The sequence below is a fragment of the Pedobacter psychrodurus genome, from assembly GCF_004331735.1.
GTDB classification, from domain to species: Bacteria; Bacteroidota; Bacteroidia; order Sphingobacteriales; family Sphingobacteriaceae; genus Pedobacter; species Pedobacter psychrodurus.
Genome location: NZ_SJSO01000005.1, coordinates 110,581 through 131,402, shown reverse-complemented (window position 1 = coordinate 131,402; position 20,822 = coordinate 110,581). Strand labels below are relative to the sequence as shown.

Genomic DNA, 20,822 nt, shown 5'->3' with positions numbered 1-20,822 from the left:
ACTTATATCGGGTTTAGGAACAAAGAACGGTGCATTTTAGGCATAACGCAACCCTAAATAGCAGCAGAAACCTGTATAACTAAACGGGATCCGATAGCTATCGGATGAAATGGCAGCTCCCGATTTTTTTTATCGGGGCTATAACGGAAAGCCCGGCTAACATTAAACAAACGCTACAGACTTTGCTTTCCAAAAAATAAAATATTACGGCTTTGGATTATAATATTCCAACTTTAGATCTTGCCCATCAAATACCGCATAAGAGTTATAATTAAGCCACTCCCCAGTATTAACATATCGGCTTCCATTACCTAAATCGATATCGAGCGGCAAGTGCCTATGTCCGAAAATGAAATAATCGAAATGTGTCTTTTGCAACTGCTCTTTGGCATAAATGGCCAGCCATTCTTTATCCTCTCCTAAAAAAACTTCTTTCTCGGTTTGTGCTGCCCTACTGCCCTGGCTCCATCCATTTGCCATAGCAATCCCTAGGTTTGGATGCAAACGGGCAAATAGCCATTGGCAAACCTTACTTCTAAAAATCTTTCTTAAGAATTTATATTTGCTATCCCCTGGCCCTAAGCCGTCGCCGTGGTGTAGATAGAACTTCTTGCTACCCCTTTCAATGATCAATTCATCGCTAATGATTTCCATGCCGATTTCCTGAGTGAAATAATCGCGCACCCACATGTCATGGTTACCTTTAAAAAAATAGATTTTTATGCCGGTATCGGCCATAGTAACCAACTTACCCTGTAAACGGATAAATCCCTTCGGAATCACTTTAGCGTACTCAAACCAGAAATCGAAAATATCGCCCATCAAAAACAGTTCGCCACAATTTGGTTCTATAAAATTTAACCAATTTACAATACGCGCTTCACGGGCACGGCTTTCGGCATAATTTGGTGTGCCTAAATGAAAATCGGAAGCGAAGTAAATATTTTTTGCCATGGATTTTCAAAGGTAAAGGAAAAAAAGCTGAAAGACTAAAGCTGAAAGACCAAAGCTCCGTAATCTGTGAAATCCTAAATCGGTGTAATCAATCCGAAGGTAAAAACCTAAAGACTAAGGGGACAGACCAAAGACTAAAATAAGGAGCCAAACTTCGTGTAAATCTGTGTTTCCGTGGCAAAAAACTTAATGTCCTTAATTTCTCAATTGTGAAAACCCCGAAGGCGAAAAGCTTAAAGTCTAAAGTAGAAAGACCAGAGGAAAAAAAATCACAATCTGTGTAATCTTTGCAATCAATCTGCAAGGAAAAATCTGTGAAATCTCAAAATCAGTGCAATCATCCCGAAGGTAAAAACATATATTAGTAAATAAATCTCATGAGGCATGAAAAAACAAATTGTATTGAGCTTATTTGCATTAAGTCTGTTTGCCTGTAACCAGGGCAAAAAACCTGCAGAAAAAATAACATTGATGAAATACCCTGAAACGAAAAAAGATAGCACAAAAGATAATTATTTCGGAACAACCATTGCCGATCCTTATAGATGGCTAGAGAATGATACCTCGGCAGAGACAAAAGCCTGGGTTGTAGCCGAAAATAAGGTTACCCAAAACTATCTGGAGCAAATTCCCTACCGCGCCGACATTAAAAAGCGTTTAACAGCATTATGGAATTACCCTAAAGAAAGCGCACCATTTAAGGTTGGTGAATATTATTTTTTCACTAAAAATGATGGCCTTCAGAACCAAAGTATCTGGTTTATTAAAAAAGGCTTAGAAGGTAAGGAAGAGGTTTTTCTAGATCCAAATAAACTCACAAAAGACGGAACAGCAGCCGTTTCGCTGCTCGGTTTTTCGCACGACAAAAAATACCTGGCCTACTCGGTTGCGCAAGCAGGATCAGACTGGAGCAATATTTACGTAATGGAAATAGCCAGCAAAACCAAATTAGCGGATGAGCTGAAATGGACCAAATTCTCTGGCGCAGCCTGGAAAGGCGATGGTTTTTACTACAGTAAATTTGATGAGCCTGTTAAAGGAACTGATCTTTCTGCAGCCAATAAATATCAAAAAGTGTATTACCATAAATTGGGCGATGAGCAGCAAAATGATCAATTAACTTTTGAAGACAAAACCAATCCAAATCTATATTTCGGCGCCAATGTTACCGAAGATGAACGCTTTTTGGTGGTTTACGCCAGTGCAGGTACTTCAGGCAATGCATTGTATTATCAAGATCTGAGCGCACCAAATAGTAAAATCGCCTTATTGGTTAAGGGGTTTGAAAACAACCACAGTGTTATTGATAATATTGGCGATAAACTATTGGTAAATACCGATCTGGGCGCCGAGAACAAACAGGTGGTTTTGGTTGATTCAAAAAATGCAGATCCTAAAAACTGGCAGAAAATTATCCCCGAATCGAAATTGGCTTTAGAAGGTATTGGAACTGGTGGCGGATTTCTTTGGGCATCCTATTTAAAAGACGCAAGCACCAATATTGTTCAGTTTGATTTAACCGGAAAGAAAATTGGCGACGTAAAACTACCAGCCATTGGAACCGTTGGAGGCTTTGGCGGCTACAAAGAAGACAAAGAATTCTTTTACACCTTTTCTAATTTCACCACTCCCGGTACTATTTACCGGTACGACATTAACAAAAGCGAATCGATATTATATAAAAATTCAGACCTCCAATTTAATACCGATAACTATGAAACCAAACAGGTATTTTACCCATCAAAAGATGGCACAAAAGTACCCATGTTTATTGTACACAAAAAAGGGATCAAACTGGATGGCAAAAATCCGGTCTATCTTTATGCATACGGCGGCTTCCAAGTCAGTTTAACACCTGGATTTAGCTTATCGCGAATGTTATTTTTAGAGCGGGGAGGAATTTACGTTCAACCGAGTTTACGTGGTGGAAGTGAATACGGCGAGGCTTGGCATAAAGGTGGTATGTTAGCAAAAAAACAGAACGTTTTCGACGATTTTATTGCCGCAGCCGAATATCTGGTTAAAGAGAAGTATACCAATCCATCTAAAATTGCTATTTCCGGCGGTTCGAACGGCGGCCTGTTGGTAAGTGCCTGTATGACTCAAAGACCCGATCTGTTTAAAGTGGCTTTACCAGCAGTTGGCGTTTTAGACATGTTGCGGTATCATAAATTTACTGTAGGCTGGGGTTGGGTAGTTGAATACGGAAGTAGCGATAAAAAGGAAGATTTCGATTACCTGATTAAATATTCGCCACTCCATAACCTAAAAAGCGGTGTTAATTATCCGGCAACACTGATCACAACAGCCGATCACGATGACCGCGTAGTACCTGCACACTCATTTAAATTTGCCGCAACCTTACAGGAGAAATACAAAGGCGAAAACCCGGTTTTAATCAGGATCGAAACCAAAGCAGGCCATGGTGCAGGCAAGCCAACTACAAAATTGATTGACGAAGCTGCTGATGTATGGAGCTTTGTGTTTCAGAATTTAGGGATGAATTGGTAGAATTGTCAGTTATGATGATGAAAATTCATAAAGAAATTAAAAATAATCAGCTTTATTTATATCAAAATGGAGCGCTTATTTACAAAAAATGGCTAGCAACAAGTGAATCAAAAATTTTTGATTTAATGGCATATGATAAATACACGTTAGTAAGTTTTAATGAAATCGAGTATGAAAACTCGAACCCACTCGTTTTAGTAAAGGCGGAACTGGAACTAAAACCAACAAATGAAGGTGGAAAGAAGACTGGGATTATATCAGGCTTCAGACCTAATCATGTATTCGAATATAAACAGGGCCAAATATTGCAAACTTACATTGGTGATCTTAATTTTAGCGAATGGCCTACGATCGAGCCCGGCGAGAAAAAGATCGTAAAAGTTAGATTCCTTGATTTCCCATCGCTCCATCAATATTTATATGTTGGGCTGGTATGGCATATTCATGAAGGAGAACGGGTTATTGGTAAAGCTAAAATATTATCTTTTTATGACTCGGCAGAGTAATTAAATTAAATTTCCCACTAAATCCATAGACCAATTATAATTTGCTTTAAACTGCTAAAAACCCTTAACTTTTGTTTTACACCAACGCAAAGCATATAAAATATTGAATACAACAAGATTACAAAATTATCTAGAATATTTCTAAATAACAGGATTGATAATACTTTATTTTGTAACTTTGCGTCAAATTTTTTTTAATGATCACTACTGATATAGCCGTAATAGGCGCTGGTCCGGTTGGCTTATTCGCCATTTTTGAAGCCGGTTTATTAAAAATGCGTTGCCATTTAATTGACTACCTGCCTCAGGTTGGTGGTCAGCTGTCTGAAATTTACCCTAAAAAACCGATATACGATATCCCTGGTTATCCTTCTGTGTTGGCTCAGGAACTTGTCGATAACTTAATGGAGCAGGCAAAACCTTTCCATCCAACGTTTACTTTAGGCGAGCGTATTGAAGGTTTAGAAAAGCGTGGCGAGGCCGATTTCGTTTTAACTACCAATATGGGTACCGTTATCGAAGCTAAAGTTGTGGTAATTGCCGGTGGTTTAGGCTGTTTTGAACCGCGTAAACCGGCCGTAGAAAACTTAGAGAACTTTGAGAACGGTAAAGGTGTAAACTACATGATCCTTGACCCGGAGAAATACCGCGATCAGAAAATGGTAATTGCCGGTGGTGGCGACTCTGCCTTAGACTGGACCATTTATTTAGCAGAAGTTTGCTCTGAATTAACTTTAGTGCACAGAAGCGAAAGTTTCCGTGGTGCTCCAGATTCGGTTGCTAAAGTAATGGCATTGGCAGAAAGTGGAAAAATCAATTTGATTTTAAACAGCAATCTTCAAGCGGTGCAAGGAACTGATAAATTAGAGCAAGTTGAAATTGTGCAGAATCGTACCATGGAAAAAACTGTGATAGAGGCTGATCACTTAATTCCTTTGTTTGGTTTAAGTCCTAAATTAGGTCCGATCGAAGACTGGAACTTAAATATCAACAAAAGTGCAATCGAGGTTAATGTTGATGATTATTCGACAAATATCCCTGGAATTTATGCTATTGGCGATATCAACACTTACACCAATAAACTAAAATTGATTCTTTGTGGTTTCCACGAGGCTGCATTAATGAGCCACAGCGCTTATTCTTACATGAATCCTGGTGTTAAATATACCATGAAATATACAACTGTAAACGGAGTTTCAGAATTTTAAGCTTTCTACTATATTTGTGAATCAACATAAGTAAGCTAAAAAATGGAAAACAATATTAATATATACATGCAAGAGCCGGATGGCTCGGTTACAGAACACGTTGCACCAACCGACATGGGTTTAAGCCTGATGGAGTTTTTAAAAGCATCAGAGTACGACATTCTGGCTACCTGTGGCGGAATGGCCTTATGTGCTACCTGCTGTGTTGATGTGTTAGAAGGCGAAGAGAAACTTAACGAAATGACAGACGATGAGTATGCCATGTTAGATACTTTGCCTGATCTGTTACCAAATTCGCGCTTAGCCTGCCAGTTGCAGTTAAACAACAATATGGACGGACTAAAAGTAAAATTACACGGCGTAAGCTAGATTGTAAAACATATTATAGAGAAAAGGCGATACGTAAAGTGTCGCCTTTTTTTGTTTTTAATAAACCTGAATTGCAAACGGCCAACCGAAAATTGCAAACTAATCTGGGCGTTACCCAAGCTACGCAAGGGTCGGGCTTTTTCAGGGCTACGCTTCGCTCCGGTACCAATGAAGACCTGTGAAACAAGCAAGCATGCCGTAATTAAATAAAAACAGATGCTTAATCGGTACTGAACCCTTACAATCCCTAACGCGGATCCATCGCGATTTCAGCAGCGCCCCTTGTTATTAAACCTGATAAAGCGAAAAGCCCGGAGCGAGGCACGAGTGAGGACTTGAAGCGATAGCAGGACTACAATCAGCCACAACAATAGAACCCAACATTTCCAAAAACCTCTAACAATAAAGATCTACTTATAGACCTATCAGGTTTTAAATGACGTAACCTTCAATTAGGCCATTTAAAACAATATAAATACGAATTAAACCTGATAGGTCTTGTAAACTATTGAATATTTATTTTCTGTTTTTCTACATTCCAGCCATACACCTCTACAGCCAGATTACTTTGTTTTCCTGTATATTCTACAGTTACCGTTTTACTTTCGCCCGGTAAAATACTCACATAATTATCATCATAAAAAGCAGGAAGTACACGCTCACCTGTATTGCCATTTATTAAAGCAACACGGTTAAAAAATGCCAACGGATTTCCATTTGCATTGCTCAAAGTAACGGCGACCTTACCATTTTTCTGATCAACTGCTGCAACTTTTAATGGTGTTTGTTTGATGCTTTTTAAACCCGAGTATTCACCATCCTTACCAGGAAGCCAATAAATATTCTCGCTTAAAATACTTTGCTTTTGATCTAAAATCCTTAAAGAAACAAATACACCTTCTTTTTTATCCAGTTTGGCTAAGAATTCGTTCATAGGAAAAAGTCTTCTCACCGAAGATGGACCAACCGAATTAAAAGCCTGAGAGTAGAAATAATCTTTGCCATCCATATCGTAAGCTTTGGCCTGCACCATCAGGTTGTTTTTAGTGCTAAACCCATTGTTTACGATGGTAACCATGCTATCCAAAGGATTCATCATCACATGTAAGGGTTCACTTCCTTTCCTTAGGCCATATAAACAGGCATTAGGATCGAGGTAATAATCGTACATCTGTCCGCGCAGGGCTGTCCAGGGGTTTTGAGTTTTCCAAATGATAGAACCGGTGTACCAATCCCACATTTTATTAGAAAAACCTTCCATTAATGCCCTGTATTGGTCGTAATTGGCTAATTGGGCTTTCATGGCAAAATCTTCTGCACTTTTTGGCTTACCATAAGGGTTTAGGTATTGCTCGTAAGAGATATACTTATGATAATCCCATACCGAATCAGGCTTAGCTTTGTATTGAGGGGCGATCAGGTTCTCTTTTGGAATAAAACGGAGTAAAGAAACATAATCACCTACCCCTACCGAGCCCACTTCCGAATTGTAAGGAAAGGTTTTCGTACCCCAAAAAGTTTTGATATCCTGAATGCCGTAAGGACCATCGCCGTTTCCACCGATAGCATTAAACGACATTTCGTCGCTGTTAGAGAAATCGAAAAGTTTTCTTGTGCCATCCAACCTTGGTAGGATATCGTTTTTTAGCGGTTCTAAAATGTCTTCCGGTGGTGTAATTTCGTTTCCTCCACACCAAAAAGCCAGCGAAGCGTGGTTTCTGATCATTTTGATCTGATCTTCAATAGCTGTTAAGGTTAAATTATGATCATCGGGATAATTTCTTCTCGTCCATTGATCTTCCTTTTTCATTGGATCTACCCAACGGCCGTTGCAATCGCCACTGAACCAGAAATCCTGAAAAACCAGCAAACCATATTTATCGCAGGCGTTGTAAAACTCAGGTCTTTCTAAAATAGCCCCTCCCCAGATTCTGATCAGATTGAGGTTCATATCTTTGTGGTAACGTATTTCTGCGTCGTAGCGGGCATCACTAAAGCGGAGCATCGCATCAGAAATAATCCAGTTGCCACCTTTAATAAAAATCTTTTGCCCGTTTACATAAGCGCCCATACTTTTGGTCTGCTCGTTCCAGATGTTATCAATCTGGCGAACACCTACTTTAAGCTGCTCTTGATCTAACACTTGATTAGCAGCTACAAATTCGATCTTCACATCGTACAGGTTTTGTGGTCCATATCCACTTGGCCACCATAACTTCGGGTTTTCGAGCTGTAAATCAGGAAGTTTAACTATAGTGGTTTTATTTGCGGCAATGGTAGTTGTCTGTTTAATCAGCTTCCCAGCGATTTGATATTGTAAAGTACCCGAAACCACCTGACCCGTAGGGTTTTCTACTTCAACAGAAACTTTAACTGTAGCCGGATTTTGTTTCCCTTCGGGTAAACGCTTGCCCAGAACCAAGGTAATTACCTGTGGATTCAGGATATTAATGCTTTTGGTTTTCTCAATGGTAACTTTGTCCCAAATGCCTGTGTTACGGTCGCGGGTGGGCTGAATCCAGTCCCAACCAGCAGTATATTGCGTAGTTAAACCTTTGGCAATAGTGCCATCGCCACCCTGGCCACCATTGGGGTTACCCGGAAAATCTGGTGGATAAACAATTACAGCCAGCCTGTTTTTTCCATTCGAAGATAAAAGCTTAGTGATGTTGTACTGTGCCCTAAGGTGCATACCCACCTGGGTTTTTGGATTAACTTTTTTTCCGTTTAAATAAATTTCAGCTTTATAATTTATACCTCTGAACTGCAACCAAACCTGTTCGTTACCCACAACACGCTCCTCAAAATCTTTTACAAACCAATAGGTATAATAGTCGTTACCTGTTTTATACACATCAGGAATTTTTTCATTATTCATTCCATAAAATGGATCAGGAACTTTTTTATTGTTTAGCAAAGTAGTTAATACCGTTCCTGGAACTGTCGCTTGCATCCAGTTGCTGACCGGAAAACCAGCTTTCGAGATTTCTAAGCCCGAAGCATTGGCATCTTTGATATTGGTACATACCCAACCAGAATTTAATTCGTAACGCTGTTGTGCATTTACAATTAAAGCCGAACAGATTAAGAGAAGTAGAAATAGTTTTCTCATTTATTTAGGATATTATAGTTGATATTATTCTTGTAGTTAATTTTTAATGCAAAAACCAGGAAAACTTGCCCCGACTTTTACATTTTTGTTTAGAATTTATTTTCCAGAAACCGGTCCGTCTTCCTGTTTTACACCCCAGGTAGCTGATGGTTTATTGCCCATATAAATTTGCATATTTCCGCCAGTTGTTATGGTTTTGTGCTGAATAAATGATTTAGTATAAGGTTTGCCATTGAGCACAATTTTCTGAATGTATTTGTTCTCAGCACTATTACCCTCAACCTTAATATTGAATTTCTTATTTCCCGGCAGTGAAATGACCGCATGATTAACCAACGGTGTTCCAAAAACGTAAGCCCCGTTTGCAGGATTTACGGGATAAAAACCCATTGCAGAGAAAACATACCAAGCGCTCATTTGCCCTACATCTTCGTTGCCGCACAATCCATCTGGCTTAGATGAATAAAAATCTTTGTCGATTTTACGGATCAGATCGGCAGTTTTCCATGGCTGACCTGCGTAAGTATATAAATAGGGAATGTGGTGGTTGGGTTCATTTCCCTGCGCATAATTACCGATCAATCCACTAATATCAGGCGAACCATTGGTTCCCAAATCTAAAGGTAAGGTAAATAGCGAATCAAGTTTATTGATAAAAGCTTTATCCCCTCCAAAAAGATTAATCAATCCTTCGACATCTTGCGGCACCAACCAGGTATATTGCCAGGCATTTCCTTCTACATAGTCATCTTCACGGTGTTTAGACGAAAAAGGATCGAAAGGGCTTCTCCAGTTTCCGTTGGTAAGTTTACCCCGCATAAACTGAACACTCGGATCGAAATATAAACTATACAGTTTTGATCTTTTGCTAAAGTAAGTGTAATCTGCTGTTTTATTCAGTGCCTTCGCCATTTGTGCAATGCAATAATCGTCAATAGCATACTCTAAAGCCTTACCCACTGATTCGTTTATTTTATCGGCTGGAATGTGTTTAAGCGCCTGAACGTATTCAATGCCATCTGTTTTCTGCATGGCCGATTGTTTTATAGCTTCATATGCCAGATTTACATCGAAACCGCGGTATCCTTTTAAATAAGCATCAACAATAACCGGAACGGCATGGTAGCCCACCATGGTATTGGTTTCACTGCCCATTAAATGCCAAACAGGGAGTTTACCCTGTTGTTTATAGATGGCTAACATGGTATTTACCACATCGTTTACCTTATCCGGATGCAGGATGGTGAAAAGCGGATTTGCCGCACGGTAAGTATCCCAAAGAGAGAAAGTAGTTAAATTATTAAAGCTGGCCTTTTTGTACACCTTTTTATCTGTACCGAGGTAATCTTTATTTACATCGTTAAAAAGTGATGGGGCCACCATGGTGTGATACAAAGCGGTATAAAACACCTTCTTGGTCGTATTTGATGCTTCAATATTCACCTTGGCCAGTTCTTTTTCCCACTTCGCATCGCTGTTTTTGGCTGTTGTGGCAAAATCCCAGCCTGGCAATTCTGTTTTTAGGTTTAAAATAGCATTTTCGATGCTTACCGGAGATAAAGCAACTTTAATCTGTAGTTTATCATGATTAATGGCATTAAAACTTACCGCTGCTTTTAGTTTTTTACCAGATAATGCCACACCACTTTTAACTGCTGTGCTGTCATATAACGCAAGACTTTTAATCGGTTGTGAAAGTTTAATTACAAAATATAAACGTTGATCGTCGGCCCAGCCTTTCGAATTACGATGCCCTACAATAGTGGTGGCATCGAGCTGTTTAAATGATGCCGATACTGGTGCATCCCAGCCTATACCCTCTATCAAATCGATAATAATATGTGGGTTTTCAGCACCTTTTTTAAAAGTATATTGATGAAAACCTACCCTTTCAGTTGCTGTTAATTCGGCTTTAATACTATACTTATCTAACAGCACACTGTAATAACCAGCTTTGGCTATTTCATTCTGATGAGAAAATGTAGATAAATAGCCCGCTGGATCATTGGCCGTTTTGCCTTTTTCTAAAAGGATTTTCCCAGTAGCAGGCATAATCGAAATATCACCTAAATCACCGATTCCGGTACCGCTTAAATGAGTATGTGCAAAACCGGTAATCGTATTACTAGCATAATTATACCCACTGCACCAGTCCCAACCTTCAAAAATATTGTTTGGCCCGAGCTGTACTGCTCCAAATGGAACATTTGCGCCTACAAAAACATGTCCATGCTTTGCTGATCCGATTAATGGATCGATATATTGGGTTAAATTTGTGTTTTGTTGTGCAAAGGTATTATTGGTAAAAAGAGAAGCCGTTAAAAATAGAATGGAAGAGATTTTCTTGAACTGCATGATGCTTATTATTTCCTACAATAGATTTAAAAATCTAAAAGTAAAACGTTTTACGTTTGTTTTCTCATAAAGGGGTGAAGAATTATGTTGAAATTAAGTAAAAGCATTGAATTTAGCCAATTATAGGAAGATAATAGGTTGTAAAAAACGAGAAATAAATTACTAATAATAGGTTCCGTGAGAGTAGTCGTCATTCTCGCACAGGCGGGAATCTTAAAGCTTATTGCATTAAGATTCCCAATCGAGTTGGGAATGACGATTGCTCCCGCTAGTTCCATTATCCAATCTCCAAAACAATTACCTGATCGGGTTCTGCGCTATTTAATGTGGTGGTAATTGACAATTTTGATTTTTTAAAGGTATAGTTTACAATGCTTTTATCTTTCAGTAAATACGCCTTTTTGATTTTCTTTACTGGAACATTTTCTAAATCAATTGTCGTAGTTTTTCCATCAACAATATGGATATAAATTTTGTTGCTATTCTGTGTAATGCTTCCCCAAGCTTGCGGTTTAATAAATCCTGCTTTTGTACCATATATGCTCTCGCCGTAAATTTTAAGCCAATCGCCCAGGCCTGCTAAACGATCTTGAAACTCGGGCTGGATTTTACCACTCGGCATCGGGCCGATGTTCAGTAAAAGGTTGGAGCCCAAACTTGCTGCTTTAACCAACATATGAACCAGTTCTTTATTCGATTTATAATAGGTATCGCTCAAATTATATCCCCAGGAATTTGAAATGGTTTCGCAGGTTTCGAGCGGCAATTTATCTGATGCCTTTTGAAAACTTAAGCCCGATTTATTCTCACCAGGAAGATCGCGTTCGAACATCTGAAAATCTTCTCCCGCAAAAGGTGTAAGGTGATGGTTATTACCAATCATACATTGCGGTTGAAGTTTGTGGATTAGACCATAAATTTCATTGTATTTCCAATCAATCCGCGATGTCCTGTCTTTTGATCCTTCTGGTTCGGTCTGATCCCAATGCCCGTCGAACCAGATCCCGCCTATTTCACCATAATTGGTCAACAACTCGGTTAATTGGTTTTTCATAAACTGCAAATAACTTGCGTAATCACCTTTGCCAGTTCTACCTGAGTTCTGCCCAGTACGCCCGGTTTTGTGCGGATAATCTTCCCTGCGCCAATCTAACAGCGAATAATACAGGTATAGTTTTATGCCCTGCTTATGGCATTCATAGGCCATCATTTTTACAATATCTTTTTTATAGGGCGTATTCATGATGTTGAAATCGGAATATTTGGTATCCCACATGCTAAAACCATCATGGTGCCGGGTAATTAGCGTAATGTATTTCATTCCGGCATTCTTAGCCATGCTCACCCATTGTTCGGCATTAAACTCAACAGGGTTGAAAAAATCTTTAAGGTTGGTATAATTATGAACATTCAACTTTCGTTCGTTCATTACCCATTCGCCGCTTCCTGGTATACTAAAAGGTCCCCAATGGATAAATAAACCAAACCGGGCATCGTTAAACCAAACTCTTTGTTTTAAATTAGAGGCCGTAGGTGTATAATCCTGCGCTTTTAATTGTAAGGCGATTAATAGCACTAGGCATATTAGGGCTAATTTCTTCATAAGGATAGCGGTATAGTTTGGTTAGGTTTTAGTCTATTGATGCGGTTGCTTTGGTAGGTTTTCCAATCACCTTATAATTTCCATCTCCTTTTAAAATGGCCAGTATCTGCGATTGGTTAGTAAAAAGGTTTTTTGCCGCAGCCAATTCTTTATCGTATTGGAAGCTCTGCTCAATTCTTCCTTTTTCGTAAAAATAACGGCTTACGATCTGTGTTTCTAAAACTCTTTTTATTTCTGCTTTATGGCTAACCAGATCAGTTTTTTTAGAAGAGGTAAGTTTATATTTAAGATTCTCCAGGTCGGTTTTTACTTCAGCAGATTTATTTTCCTTTTCAGCCTCTAACCTTAAATCGGAAAGCAATCTTTCAGTACGGCTTAGGTAAGTTAAATCTTTATCGGCCAAACTGCCAGAAAATGTAGCATAATCTGCATCAGATAACTGGAAAGTTTTGGCTGATGCCAAACTTGGTTTTTCTTTCCTGTATTGATTTGCGTAGTTAAAGAAAAGATTTTTATTGAGCATTGAAATCGTAATCGGGCTGAGCTTTATGGCATCAACCACGATATCGGGATAAACACCATTACCGCTGTACACGTTTCTTCCTGCTTTGGTTTGGTACATTACCATGGTCGAATCGGCAAAACGCTCAGCAACACCATCAGCGTTTTTATGTGCATAATCTAATTTTTGGATACACCTGCCTGATGGTGTATAATATTTAGCAACCGTTACTTTAACCAAGCTGTTGTAAGGCAGGTTGAAGGTTTGCTGAACCAAGCCTTTGCCGTAACTACGTTGACCAATTACAATTGCACGATCTAAATCCTGTAAAGAACCCGCAACAATTTCTGAGGCTGAGGCCGAATTTCCATTTACAAGCACTACTAACGGAACCGAAGTAGAAACCGGGATTAAAAGTGTTTTATAAGCAATGGTTTTCTCTACATTTTTGCCCTTTTGGGTTACAATAAGCTGATCTTTATTCACAAAGAGGTTCACAATTTTAACCGCTTCCTGCAAAATACCACCACCATTGTTTCTCAAATCTAGAACTACGCCTTTAGGGTTTTCTTTTTGAATAGCCAACAGGGCATCTTTAACTTCCTGGCCAGAATTTTCCAGAAATTTATCGAGCTTGATATAACCTATTCCATCGCCAACCATTCCGGCGTAAGAAACGTTAGGCTGTTTTATTTCATCACGGACAAGTTTTTTAGTAATTTCCTTTCCATCTCTAACCACCAACAAATCTACCGGTGTTCCTTTAGGGCCACGCAACAACTGACTAATTTCCTGACGGTCTTTACCTTTTATAGCAATTCCGTTTATGCTCACTACCTGATCTCCGGCTTTAATTTCACTTTTATTTGCCGGATAACCTTCACTAACATCGTTAATAAACAGTTTACCATCGATAAAAACAGTGCTGGCACCAATGCCTCCGTACTGTGTGCTTACATATTTCAACTTGTAATCTTCAATTTCCGATTCGGGAACATACTCGGTATAAGGATCTAAACTATCCAACATGGCATCAATACCGGTTTTCATCAATTGAGGAGCATTGGTATCATCTACATAGTTGATATTGATTTCTTTATAGAGAGAGGCAAAAATATCCAGGTTTTTAGAAACCAGAAACAAATCTTCTTTAAATGAAAAAGATAAAACGGCTACCCCGAAACCAGCTGCTAAAAGACCATATTTTAGTTTTTTCATCCCTTTATATTTTAATTCCAATAGGGCAAGTAAATGGATTACCCCCTGTTTGAAAGATTATTTAGTAATTGTGTACAAACGTAAATGTACAAAAAGCGATAAATATTAAAAACAGCTTATTTGGTCGATGCGTAAATTAAGCGTTACGCTAAAATTGAGGTGAATGAAAGCAGAAAAATCAGACTAAAGTCTGTTACCTTTGGTATCGGCAAGTGCTTTTTGAATCGTAAATTCGATATAGGTACGGTCGCGTTTTACCAAACGCATTAAATCTTCAATCAGTTGATCTTCTTTGCCTGGCGTAAATTCTAAAGGCTCGTTTGCTAGATCGCGGTATTTCCTTAAAAACTTAGTTTTTACTTTAAATGCAGTTTCTGAAGTAAGTTGAAAATTAGCCATGGCATATTTTATTTGATGCAAAAGTAAAAAATATTTACTCAGGTTAATACCTTTTTATGTGATGTGACAAAAAAAGTGGAGATTCGCGAATTATTTTTGCACGACAATTGTGTTAAAAGCGCGTTATAAAACCTAATCGGGTATTAAAAACCGTTAACACAAATTTTAAAAATGAAACCATACCATGCATCACTGATGGTTTATGGTTTTATAATCCTTAAAAACAAATTAAACAACATGAAAAAGATCATCTTCTCTATTGTTTTCCTAACCATAGGTTGGGCAACATCAAAGGCACAAACATTTAACCTCGGGGTTAAAGCAGGTGTAAACTTAGCCAAGTTAAATGCAGATTTCGCGAGTGAAGAAAACCGCTTAGGCTACCAGGTTGGTGCTTGGGCACGTATTGGCGGCGCTAGCTTTTATGTACAGCCCGAAGCCTACATTGGTAGTAAAGGCAACAAATTTATCAGCATTACGCAGGATAACGGAAATGAAGTTGCTGCTGAAGGAAAAGTAAAATTTACCACTTTAGATGTTCCTGTGTTATTGGGAACAAAATTTGGTGCTAAAAATTTAAACTTCCGCTTAATGGCTGGTCCGGTTATTTCATTTATTCTGGATGAAAATTCGTCATTTAGTTCAGCTTACCAGCAAGCTACCGATTTCGACAACTACAAAAACCAGGCATTGGGCCTACAGGCTGGTGCTGGTGTAGATGTGGGTAGTATTTCTGTTGATTTGCGTTACGAAGCTGGTTTATCAAACATCAGTAAAAGCGAAAAATACAGCCAAAAACCTAACTTGTTTCAATTGAGTTTGGGATTTAAAATTTTGTAAAGAAATCATTTGTATACTGAAAAAGCAGCCGAAGGGCTGCTTTTTCAGTATACTGGATTAATTAAGTTATTTTATCTTATAGCTAAACGTCCGATCTTTAAATAATCCATTCTGATTTAAAACCCTGGCACGTACAACAATTGCAGCACCAATAGCTGGAGCTGAAGGTACAGTATAATTATAAATAAGCGTATCACAATTCTTACTTTTCGAAAAAGCCGAAGCATAAGGAACTGTAGAAATAATTGTTGAGTCGGCTAAATCTACTTTCTGATAAAACTGAATTTCTTTTACCGGATCTGTTGGTAAAAAATTTAGTTCAACTTTAATTACACTCCCCTTTGCCAAACCTGTTGCAGGAATGGATGGAGAAACAAAAGTTGTATTGGAGAATATTACCGGGTATCTATTATCATTTATTTTTTGATAAATAGGGTCTTTGCTACGATCGCAGGCATATAAAACCATTAAAGAAGCAAATAGCAGATAAAATATAGATGTCTTTTTCATGTTTGTAATTTTATATTATTATGGCTGATTCCACCACAATGGTTTTAAAAAATAGTCTTGGGCATTTGCGCCTTGTTTCTCTACTTCAGCTGGATTAAGCTGTATTTCTGTTAATGGATACAATGTTCTTTGAGGGTACAGGTTTTTTGCAGCAGGATTAGGATTTGCAGGATAGTAGAACCCAGGATAAAAGGTCTGGCTATAATCTAAGCGCCTCATATCTGTCCAGCTTTCAGGATTCATAAATAGCGCAATATATTTTTGCTGCATGATATCCTTTAGCGTTAAACTTGTGCTCACCTGAACCACGGCTGGTGTTAGCATATAAGCATCTCTTTGGGCAGTAGGAACACTCAGTTTATCCATGTGCGCTATTATACCATCGCGATAAGCTTTATAGGCTCTAGGCAGATTTCCTGCTCTAAAGGCTGCTTCAGCTTCAATAAAGCGAACTTCAGCATTTGTTAAAATTTGAAAAACGCCTGAATTGTTTGCTGCATTGAATACCTCGGTAGCATACCAGCTTGTGTAGAAATCAGAAACCACTCCTGTGGTTAATGCCTGCGCATTATTGGCACCCGGTTGTGTTCCTGTACTTGTTGCTGTGGCCATGATTGGCAGTCGGGGATCATCCGGCAGAGCGGCATCGCCCAGTAAATTTTTACCATTAAGCATTTCTATCAAAAACCTACCGTAGGTAATTGCGGCCATATTGTTTCTCGTTGGGCCGAATACATTTGTAGAATTTAATACTGTACTGGTTACAGCTTGCCATTGTAGCTGAGCATCTTCTGAGTTTGAACTTAAACCTTTGTCAATTAAATCCAAAACCGCTGTAGGATTATAAGATGATTTTTTTGTTAAATGATTGGCCTGCCTTGCTTTAATAGAGTATGCCAGCTTAATCCAAGATGCAGTAACACCTTTATAAAGAATGTCTCCGCTTATACTTGGTGTACTTATATAAAAAGGCCTGCTATTACTTGATGCTGGTTTTTGCAATTCTGTGATCCCTTCATCCAATAACTTGTTTACAGCTGCGTAGATTGATTCTTGAGTATCATATTTTGGCGAAATTGTTAAAGCAGGCTGAAATGCTTCTGTATATGGAATATCACCCAACAAATCTGTAGCATGTGCTAAAATAAGTGCATACATAATCTTACCAGCACCAACATAATATGGCGATCCTTCTTTCATAGCAATATCAATCATAGGCGGAATATTTGCCCCTACAATTTGATATGTATCCTGAAAGGGCCTTACGTTTGGTAAAAAGTAGTATTGTTCAAATGCGCCATTTGGTGCGCCTCTTCTTCCAACGTTCTGAGTTAAAATGCCGGTAAACTGGTACGCTTCAAAGGCCTGCATTGAAAAACCATTTGAAATAATACTGGGAAGTAAAAAATTAGGTGTTGTAGATGTTGGATTATTCGGATCCTTGTTTACATCTAAAAAACCTTTCTTACACGATATAACACCTGTAATGGAGGTAATCGCTATTATAAATATCAATATTTTTTTCATAACCATAATCAATTAAAAACCAACCTTCAAACCTAAATCAAATCCTCTTCTGCTTGGAACACCACCGTAATCTAAACCAGCAGAGCCACCACCTCTCACACCAGCACCTGATACCCCAACTTCAGGATCAATACCAGAATAATTGGTTAACAGGATAAGGTTTCTACCTGTTATAAACAGATTAAGATTAGAGAAAAACTTAGGAAGATATTTTTTATCCAATGTATAATTTATTGTTGCCGATCTTAGCCTGATCCAAGATCCATCTTCAATAAACGCAGTACCAACCGCAGCTAAATTATTCTCATAATAACCTTGGGTTAACTCTACCTGTTTTGTATTCGGGCTGTAGCTGCCGTCAGCATTCTTAACAACACCGTCAAAAACAACAGGCTTGCCACGCTCAGCAGTCTGCATACTTAAACCGCTTCGCACCAACTCCCACTCATTACCATTGATTACATCCCCGCCTTTTCTAATATCAATTAAGAAACTTAATTCTAGACTTTTATATCTAAAGGTATTATTAAGTCCCATTGTAAACTTCGGTGCTCTATCACCTGCGTAGGTAAATAGCGTATTAAAAGTTGGATAACCGTTAGCATCAATAATAACCCGGCCCTGAGGATCGCGGATATAATCTGTTGCACTAATTGATGTTAATGATTTACCAGGATATGAAGCGCCTTCTGCAACATTGATGATTGATGCATCCGAGTTTCTCACGATGGTAAGTGGATATGGAAGTGATAACACTTCATTTTTATTGGAAGCGAAATTGAAATTAATATCCCAGTTAAAGTTTTTGTTTCTAATCGGTGTACCGGATAACATTAATTCAATTCCTCTGTTTTCTACTAAACCGCCATTAATATATTGCAGAATAAATCCGGTTGCCTGACTTACTCTTGGTGCTATAATCTGGTCTTTAGTTCTATCTTTATAAACAGTAGCATCGAGCCTTAGTCTTTGATCAAAAAACTGCAGATCCAAACCTGCTTCGAACGATGTACGTCTTTCTGGCTTCAATTCGGGATTGTTACCAAAGAAACCGTATCTAAAGCCTCCCCCAATAAATGTATTTGATTGTAACGGAGATTCTACTCTATAAGGGCTGGTATCCTTTCCTACATCTGCGTAAGAAAGTCTCAGCTTTCCATAACTAAGCCATTTGTTATTCTCAAGTTTAAGAGATTTTGTAAATTCATACCCTAAGCTTACTGAAGGATAAAAGAACGACCTGTTTTTTGTGGGAAGTGTAGAAGACCAATCGTTACGGCCCGTTAAATTCAAGAAAACAGTTTTTTTCCAATCAGCGTTTAAGCTTCCAAAAGCACCTATGATTCTTTTTATGGAATTTCTTTCTATCAAACTTCTGTTTACAGTATTATTTACACTGATAAAATCAGGGTTCTGAAAAATCAGACCTAAATAATCAACAGTAGAAAATCTGGTCTGATCTACCGCGTTACCCACTAAAAGAGAAGTGTTAAAATCTCCGAAACTTTGTTCTGCACTGATTAAGAGGTTGGATGTTAAACTTTGAAAAGTATTAACTGTTTGACCAATACCACCATTAAAGTTATTTGGCAAGGACGTTCCCACAGCTCTTACACTCTGAATCCTTTCTGTGTATAAATCTGTACCAAGGGTATAATTTACTCTAAGCCATTTGAAAGGCCTGTATTCTGCGCCTGCATTACCTAAAAACCGATCATTCGAATCTGTTTGCGGATTTTTATCTATGGTAAAGTAAGGGTTATCGATATCTCCTGTAGCACTTGCCAATAGTCTCCTTCTCGTACCATCAGGGCTCAGATAATCTTTCATATTATCATTCTTTGGCCAGTTAAATATGCTCACAAGAAATCCACCTGAACCACCAAATAAACCTGGACCTTGTAAGGGTCTCCTTCCGGTTGTTCTCATATAATTCGCAGACCCTGTAAAAGTAAATTTTTCACTTGCAATTGCACTTCCTGATAATCTAACAGATGTTTTCCCATAATCAGTTTGTGGAACAACGCCGTTCTGATCAGAATTCGAAGCTGAAAATCTAAAAGTGTATTTATCTGAACCGCCCGACACACTTAAATTATGTGTTTGTGATTTGCCAGTTACGAAGAAACTGCCCAAATTATCATAAATGGTTTCACCGGGCGAAAATGCTGAACCATAAGAGTCTCTACTTGTTGGATTATAAATCCCAGCTGTTCCTTGTTTATAAATGGACTGGGTTTCTGGTAATCTGATTACATTATCCCATGAAAAAACGTTATTATAGGTAATTGCGGTAGAACCTGTTTTACCCTTTTTGGTTGTAATAATGATGGCGCCATTACCTGCCTTTAAACCGTATAAGGCAGCAGCAGCAGGACCTTTCAAAACCGTTACGCTTTCTATATCATCCGGATTAATGTCTGCTGCACGATTTGGAGTTCCAACACTTCGTCCCAACACCCCATTGAAAGCACTGCCTGCCCCTGGAGCCGTTGATTCTACAAATGAACTGTTATCCAAAGGCACTCCATCAACAACAAATAGCGGCTGGTTATCTCCATCTAAAGAAGTACCTCCACGAAGAATTATTGCAGACCCTTCTCCCGGACCACCACCTGAACTAGTAATAACCGCGCCAGCAATTTTACCCTGTAAAGCATTAACAATATTTTGCTGCCTAGACTCTTCAATATCTTTCGACTTCACATTTTGAAAAGCATAGTTAATACTTTTCCGATCTTGCGCAACATTAAATGCGGTAACAACAACTTCATCTAAGTTACTTGCATCATTTACCAATGCCACATTAATCGATGTATTGGCCCCGACTGTTCTCTCTACTGTTTTATAACCGATGTAGGTAAATGCCAATATATCGCTCTTCAAAGCTTTAATAAAATAGTTTCCGTCTGCATTGGTTTGTGCAACGACTGTGCTTCCTTTCACACGAATGGAAACACCAGGTATAGGTCCGTCAGTAGACGTAACCTTACCCGTAACGGTTATTTGCTGCGCAATGGCGTGAGCCAGCAACAGAAACGTACCAATAAAAATTAGTAGTAGTTTTTTTTTCATAAACTGCCTGTTTAGGGAATGAAATGATTTGTTTAGTTGTTAGTTTTTTTTGTTTGCCAAAACACGCATAATAACGCATTTTATTTTATTATTTAGCTAATATCATAAATGTTTTTCAATAAAAAAACATTTA

14 protein-coding genes are annotated in these 20,822 nt (G+C 38.5%); 5 read left to right on the top strand and 9 right to left on the bottom strand.

The features are described from left to right. Positions 1–204 precede the first annotated feature (204 nt). Positions 205–954 carry a UDP-2,3-diacylglucosamine diphosphatase gene (locus tag EZ456_RS07370; RefSeq protein WP_131528767.1) on the bottom strand — a complete coding sequence of 250 codons (750 nt, stop codon included), beginning with the start codon at positions 952–954 and terminating at the stop codon, positions 205–207. A gap of 384 nt (positions 955–1,338) precedes the next feature. Between EZ456_RS07370 and EZ456_RS07365 the strand changes: the two genes are divergently transcribed. From EZ456_RS07365 to EZ456_RS07350, 4 genes are all read left to right on the top strand, one after another. Beyond that, positions 1,339–3,465 carry a prolyl oligopeptidase family serine peptidase gene (locus tag EZ456_RS07365; RefSeq protein WP_131528765.1) on the top strand — a complete coding sequence of 709 codons (2,127 nt, stop codon included), beginning with the start codon at positions 1,339–1,341 and terminating at the stop codon, positions 3,463–3,465. A gap of 11 nt (positions 3,466–3,476) precedes the next feature. Further along, positions 3,477–3,971, top strand: coding sequence for a hypothetical protein (locus EZ456_RS07360; RefSeq protein ID WP_131528763.1), 495 nt, complete (start codon positions 3,477–3,479; stop codon positions 3,969–3,971). 197 nt (positions 3,972–4,168) lie between these two features. Next, a complete protein-coding gene (locus EZ456_RS07355; RefSeq protein WP_131528761.1) occupies positions 4,169–5,179 on the top strand; it encodes an NAD(P)/FAD-dependent oxidoreductase in 1,011 nt (336 codons plus the stop codon). A gap of 42 nt (positions 5,180–5,221) precedes the next feature. After that, positions 5,222–5,548: a 2Fe-2S iron-sulfur cluster-binding protein gene (locus EZ456_RS07350; RefSeq protein ID WP_025141835.1), complete on the top strand. Its 327-nt coding sequence runs from the start codon at positions 5,222–5,224 to the stop codon at positions 5,546–5,548. A gap of 505 nt (positions 5,549–6,053) precedes the next feature. Here the strand turns inward: EZ456_RS07350 and EZ456_RS07345 are convergent. The 5 genes from EZ456_RS07345 to EZ456_RS07325 form a co-directional block, all read right to left on the bottom strand. Further along, positions 6,054–8,660 carry a glycoside hydrolase family 2 protein gene (locus EZ456_RS07345; RefSeq protein ID WP_131528759.1) on the bottom strand — a complete coding sequence of 869 codons (2,607 nt, stop codon included), beginning with the start codon at positions 8,658–8,660 and terminating at the stop codon, positions 6,054–6,056. A gap of 96 nt (positions 8,661–8,756) precedes the next feature. Next, positions 8,757–11,015 (bottom strand): GH92 family glycosyl hydrolase, encoded by a 2,259-nt coding sequence (locus tag EZ456_RS07340; RefSeq protein WP_131528757.1) that lies wholly within the window; start codon positions 11,013–11,015, stop codon positions 8,757–8,759. Positions 11,016–11,292: 277 nt separating this feature from the next. After that, positions 11,293–12,618 carry an alpha-L-fucosidase gene (locus EZ456_RS07335; protein WP_131528755.1) on the bottom strand — a complete coding sequence of 442 codons (1,326 nt, stop codon included), beginning with the start codon at positions 12,616–12,618 and terminating at the stop codon, positions 11,293–11,295. Positions 12,619–12,646: 28 nt separating this feature from the next. Beyond that, positions 12,647–14,338, bottom strand: a complete 1,692-nt coding sequence (locus EZ456_RS07330) for a S41 family peptidase (RefSeq protein ID WP_131528753.1) — start codon at positions 14,336–14,338, stop codon at positions 12,647–12,649. 183 nt (positions 14,339–14,521) lie between these two features. After that, positions 14,522–14,737 (bottom strand): hypothetical protein, encoded by a 216-nt coding sequence (locus EZ456_RS07325; protein WP_025141830.1) that lies wholly within the window; start codon positions 14,735–14,737, stop codon positions 14,522–14,524. Between the two features lie 237 nt (positions 14,738–14,974). Between EZ456_RS07325 and EZ456_RS07320 the strand changes: the two genes are divergently transcribed. Continuing rightward, positions 14,975–15,577, top strand: coding sequence for a porin family protein (locus EZ456_RS07320; RefSeq protein ID WP_131528752.1), 603 nt, complete (start codon positions 14,975–14,977; stop codon positions 15,575–15,577). Positions 15,578–15,643: 66 nt separating this feature from the next. Here EZ456_RS07320 and EZ456_RS07315 read toward each other — a convergent pair whose 3' ends face one another. From EZ456_RS07315 to EZ456_RS07305, 3 genes are read right to left on the bottom strand one after another with little or no spacing between them, the layout of a single operon-like run. Next, complete coding sequence (locus tag EZ456_RS07315) at positions 15,644–16,087, bottom strand: hypothetical protein (RefSeq protein WP_131528751.1); 444 nt, start codon at positions 16,085–16,087, stop codon at positions 15,644–15,646. An 18-nt stretch (positions 16,088–16,105) separates the two neighbouring features. Beyond that, entirely contained in the window at positions 16,106–17,614 is a 1,509-nt protein-coding gene (locus EZ456_RS07310) for a SusD/RagB family nutrient-binding outer membrane lipoprotein (protein ID WP_165501270.1), read from the bottom strand. 12 nt (positions 17,615–17,626) lie between these two features. Further along, entirely contained in the window at positions 17,627–20,689 is a 3,063-nt protein-coding gene (locus tag EZ456_RS07305) for a SusC/RagA family TonB-linked outer membrane protein (protein ID WP_131528749.1), read from the bottom strand. Between the last annotated feature and the right edge of the window lie 133 nt (positions 20,690–20,822).

Excerpts from the sequence above, each read along its gene's own strand:
- EZ456_RS07345 (WP_131528759.1), bottom strand. The coding sequence starts at position 8,660 with ATGAGAAAACTATTTCTACTTCTCTTAATCTGTTCGGCTTTAATTGTA.
- EZ456_RS07355 (WP_131528761.1), top strand. The coding sequence starts at position 4,169 with ATGATCACTACTGATATAGCCGTAATAGGCGCTGGTCCGGTTGGCTTA.
- EZ456_RS07310 (WP_165501270.1), bottom strand. The coding sequence starts at position 17,614 with ATGAAAAAAATATTGATATTTATAATAGCGATTACCTCCATTACAGGT.
- EZ456_RS07330 (WP_131528753.1), bottom strand. The coding sequence starts at position 14,338 with ATGAAAAAACTAAAATATGGTCTTTTAGCAGCTGGTTTCGGGGTAGCC.
- EZ456_RS07305 (WP_131528749.1), bottom strand. The coding sequence starts at position 20,689 with ATGAAAAAAAAACTACTACTAATTTTTATTGGTACGTTTCTGTTGCTG.
- EZ456_RS07325 (WP_025141830.1), bottom strand. The coding sequence starts at position 14,737 with ATGGCTAATTTTCAACTTACTTCAGAAACTGCATTTAAAGTAAAAACT.
- EZ456_RS07350 (WP_025141835.1), top strand. The coding sequence starts at position 5,222 with ATGGAAAACAATATTAATATATACATGCAAGAGCCGGATGGCTCGGTT.
- EZ456_RS07320 (WP_131528752.1), top strand. The coding sequence starts at position 14,975 with ATGAAAAAGATCATCTTCTCTATTGTTTTCCTAACCATAGGTTGGGCA.
- EZ456_RS07365 (WP_131528765.1), top strand. The coding sequence starts at position 1,339 with ATGAAAAAACAAATTGTATTGAGCTTATTTGCATTAAGTCTGTTTGCC.
- EZ456_RS07315 (WP_131528751.1), bottom strand. The coding sequence starts at position 16,087 with ATGAAAAAGACATCTATATTTTATCTGCTATTTGCTTCTTTAATGGTT.
- EZ456_RS07340 (WP_131528757.1), bottom strand. The coding sequence starts at position 11,015 with ATGCAGTTCAAGAAAATCTCTTCCATTCTATTTTTAACGGCTTCTCTT.
- EZ456_RS07360 (WP_131528763.1), top strand. The coding sequence starts at position 3,477 with ATGATGATGAAAATTCATAAAGAAATTAAAAATAATCAGCTTTATTTA.
- EZ456_RS07370 (WP_131528767.1), bottom strand. The coding sequence starts at position 954 with ATGGCAAAAAATATTTACTTCGCTTCCGATTTTCATTTAGGCACACCA.
- EZ456_RS07335 (WP_131528755.1), bottom strand. The coding sequence starts at position 12,618 with ATGAAGAAATTAGCCCTAATATGCCTAGTGCTATTAATCGCCTTACAA.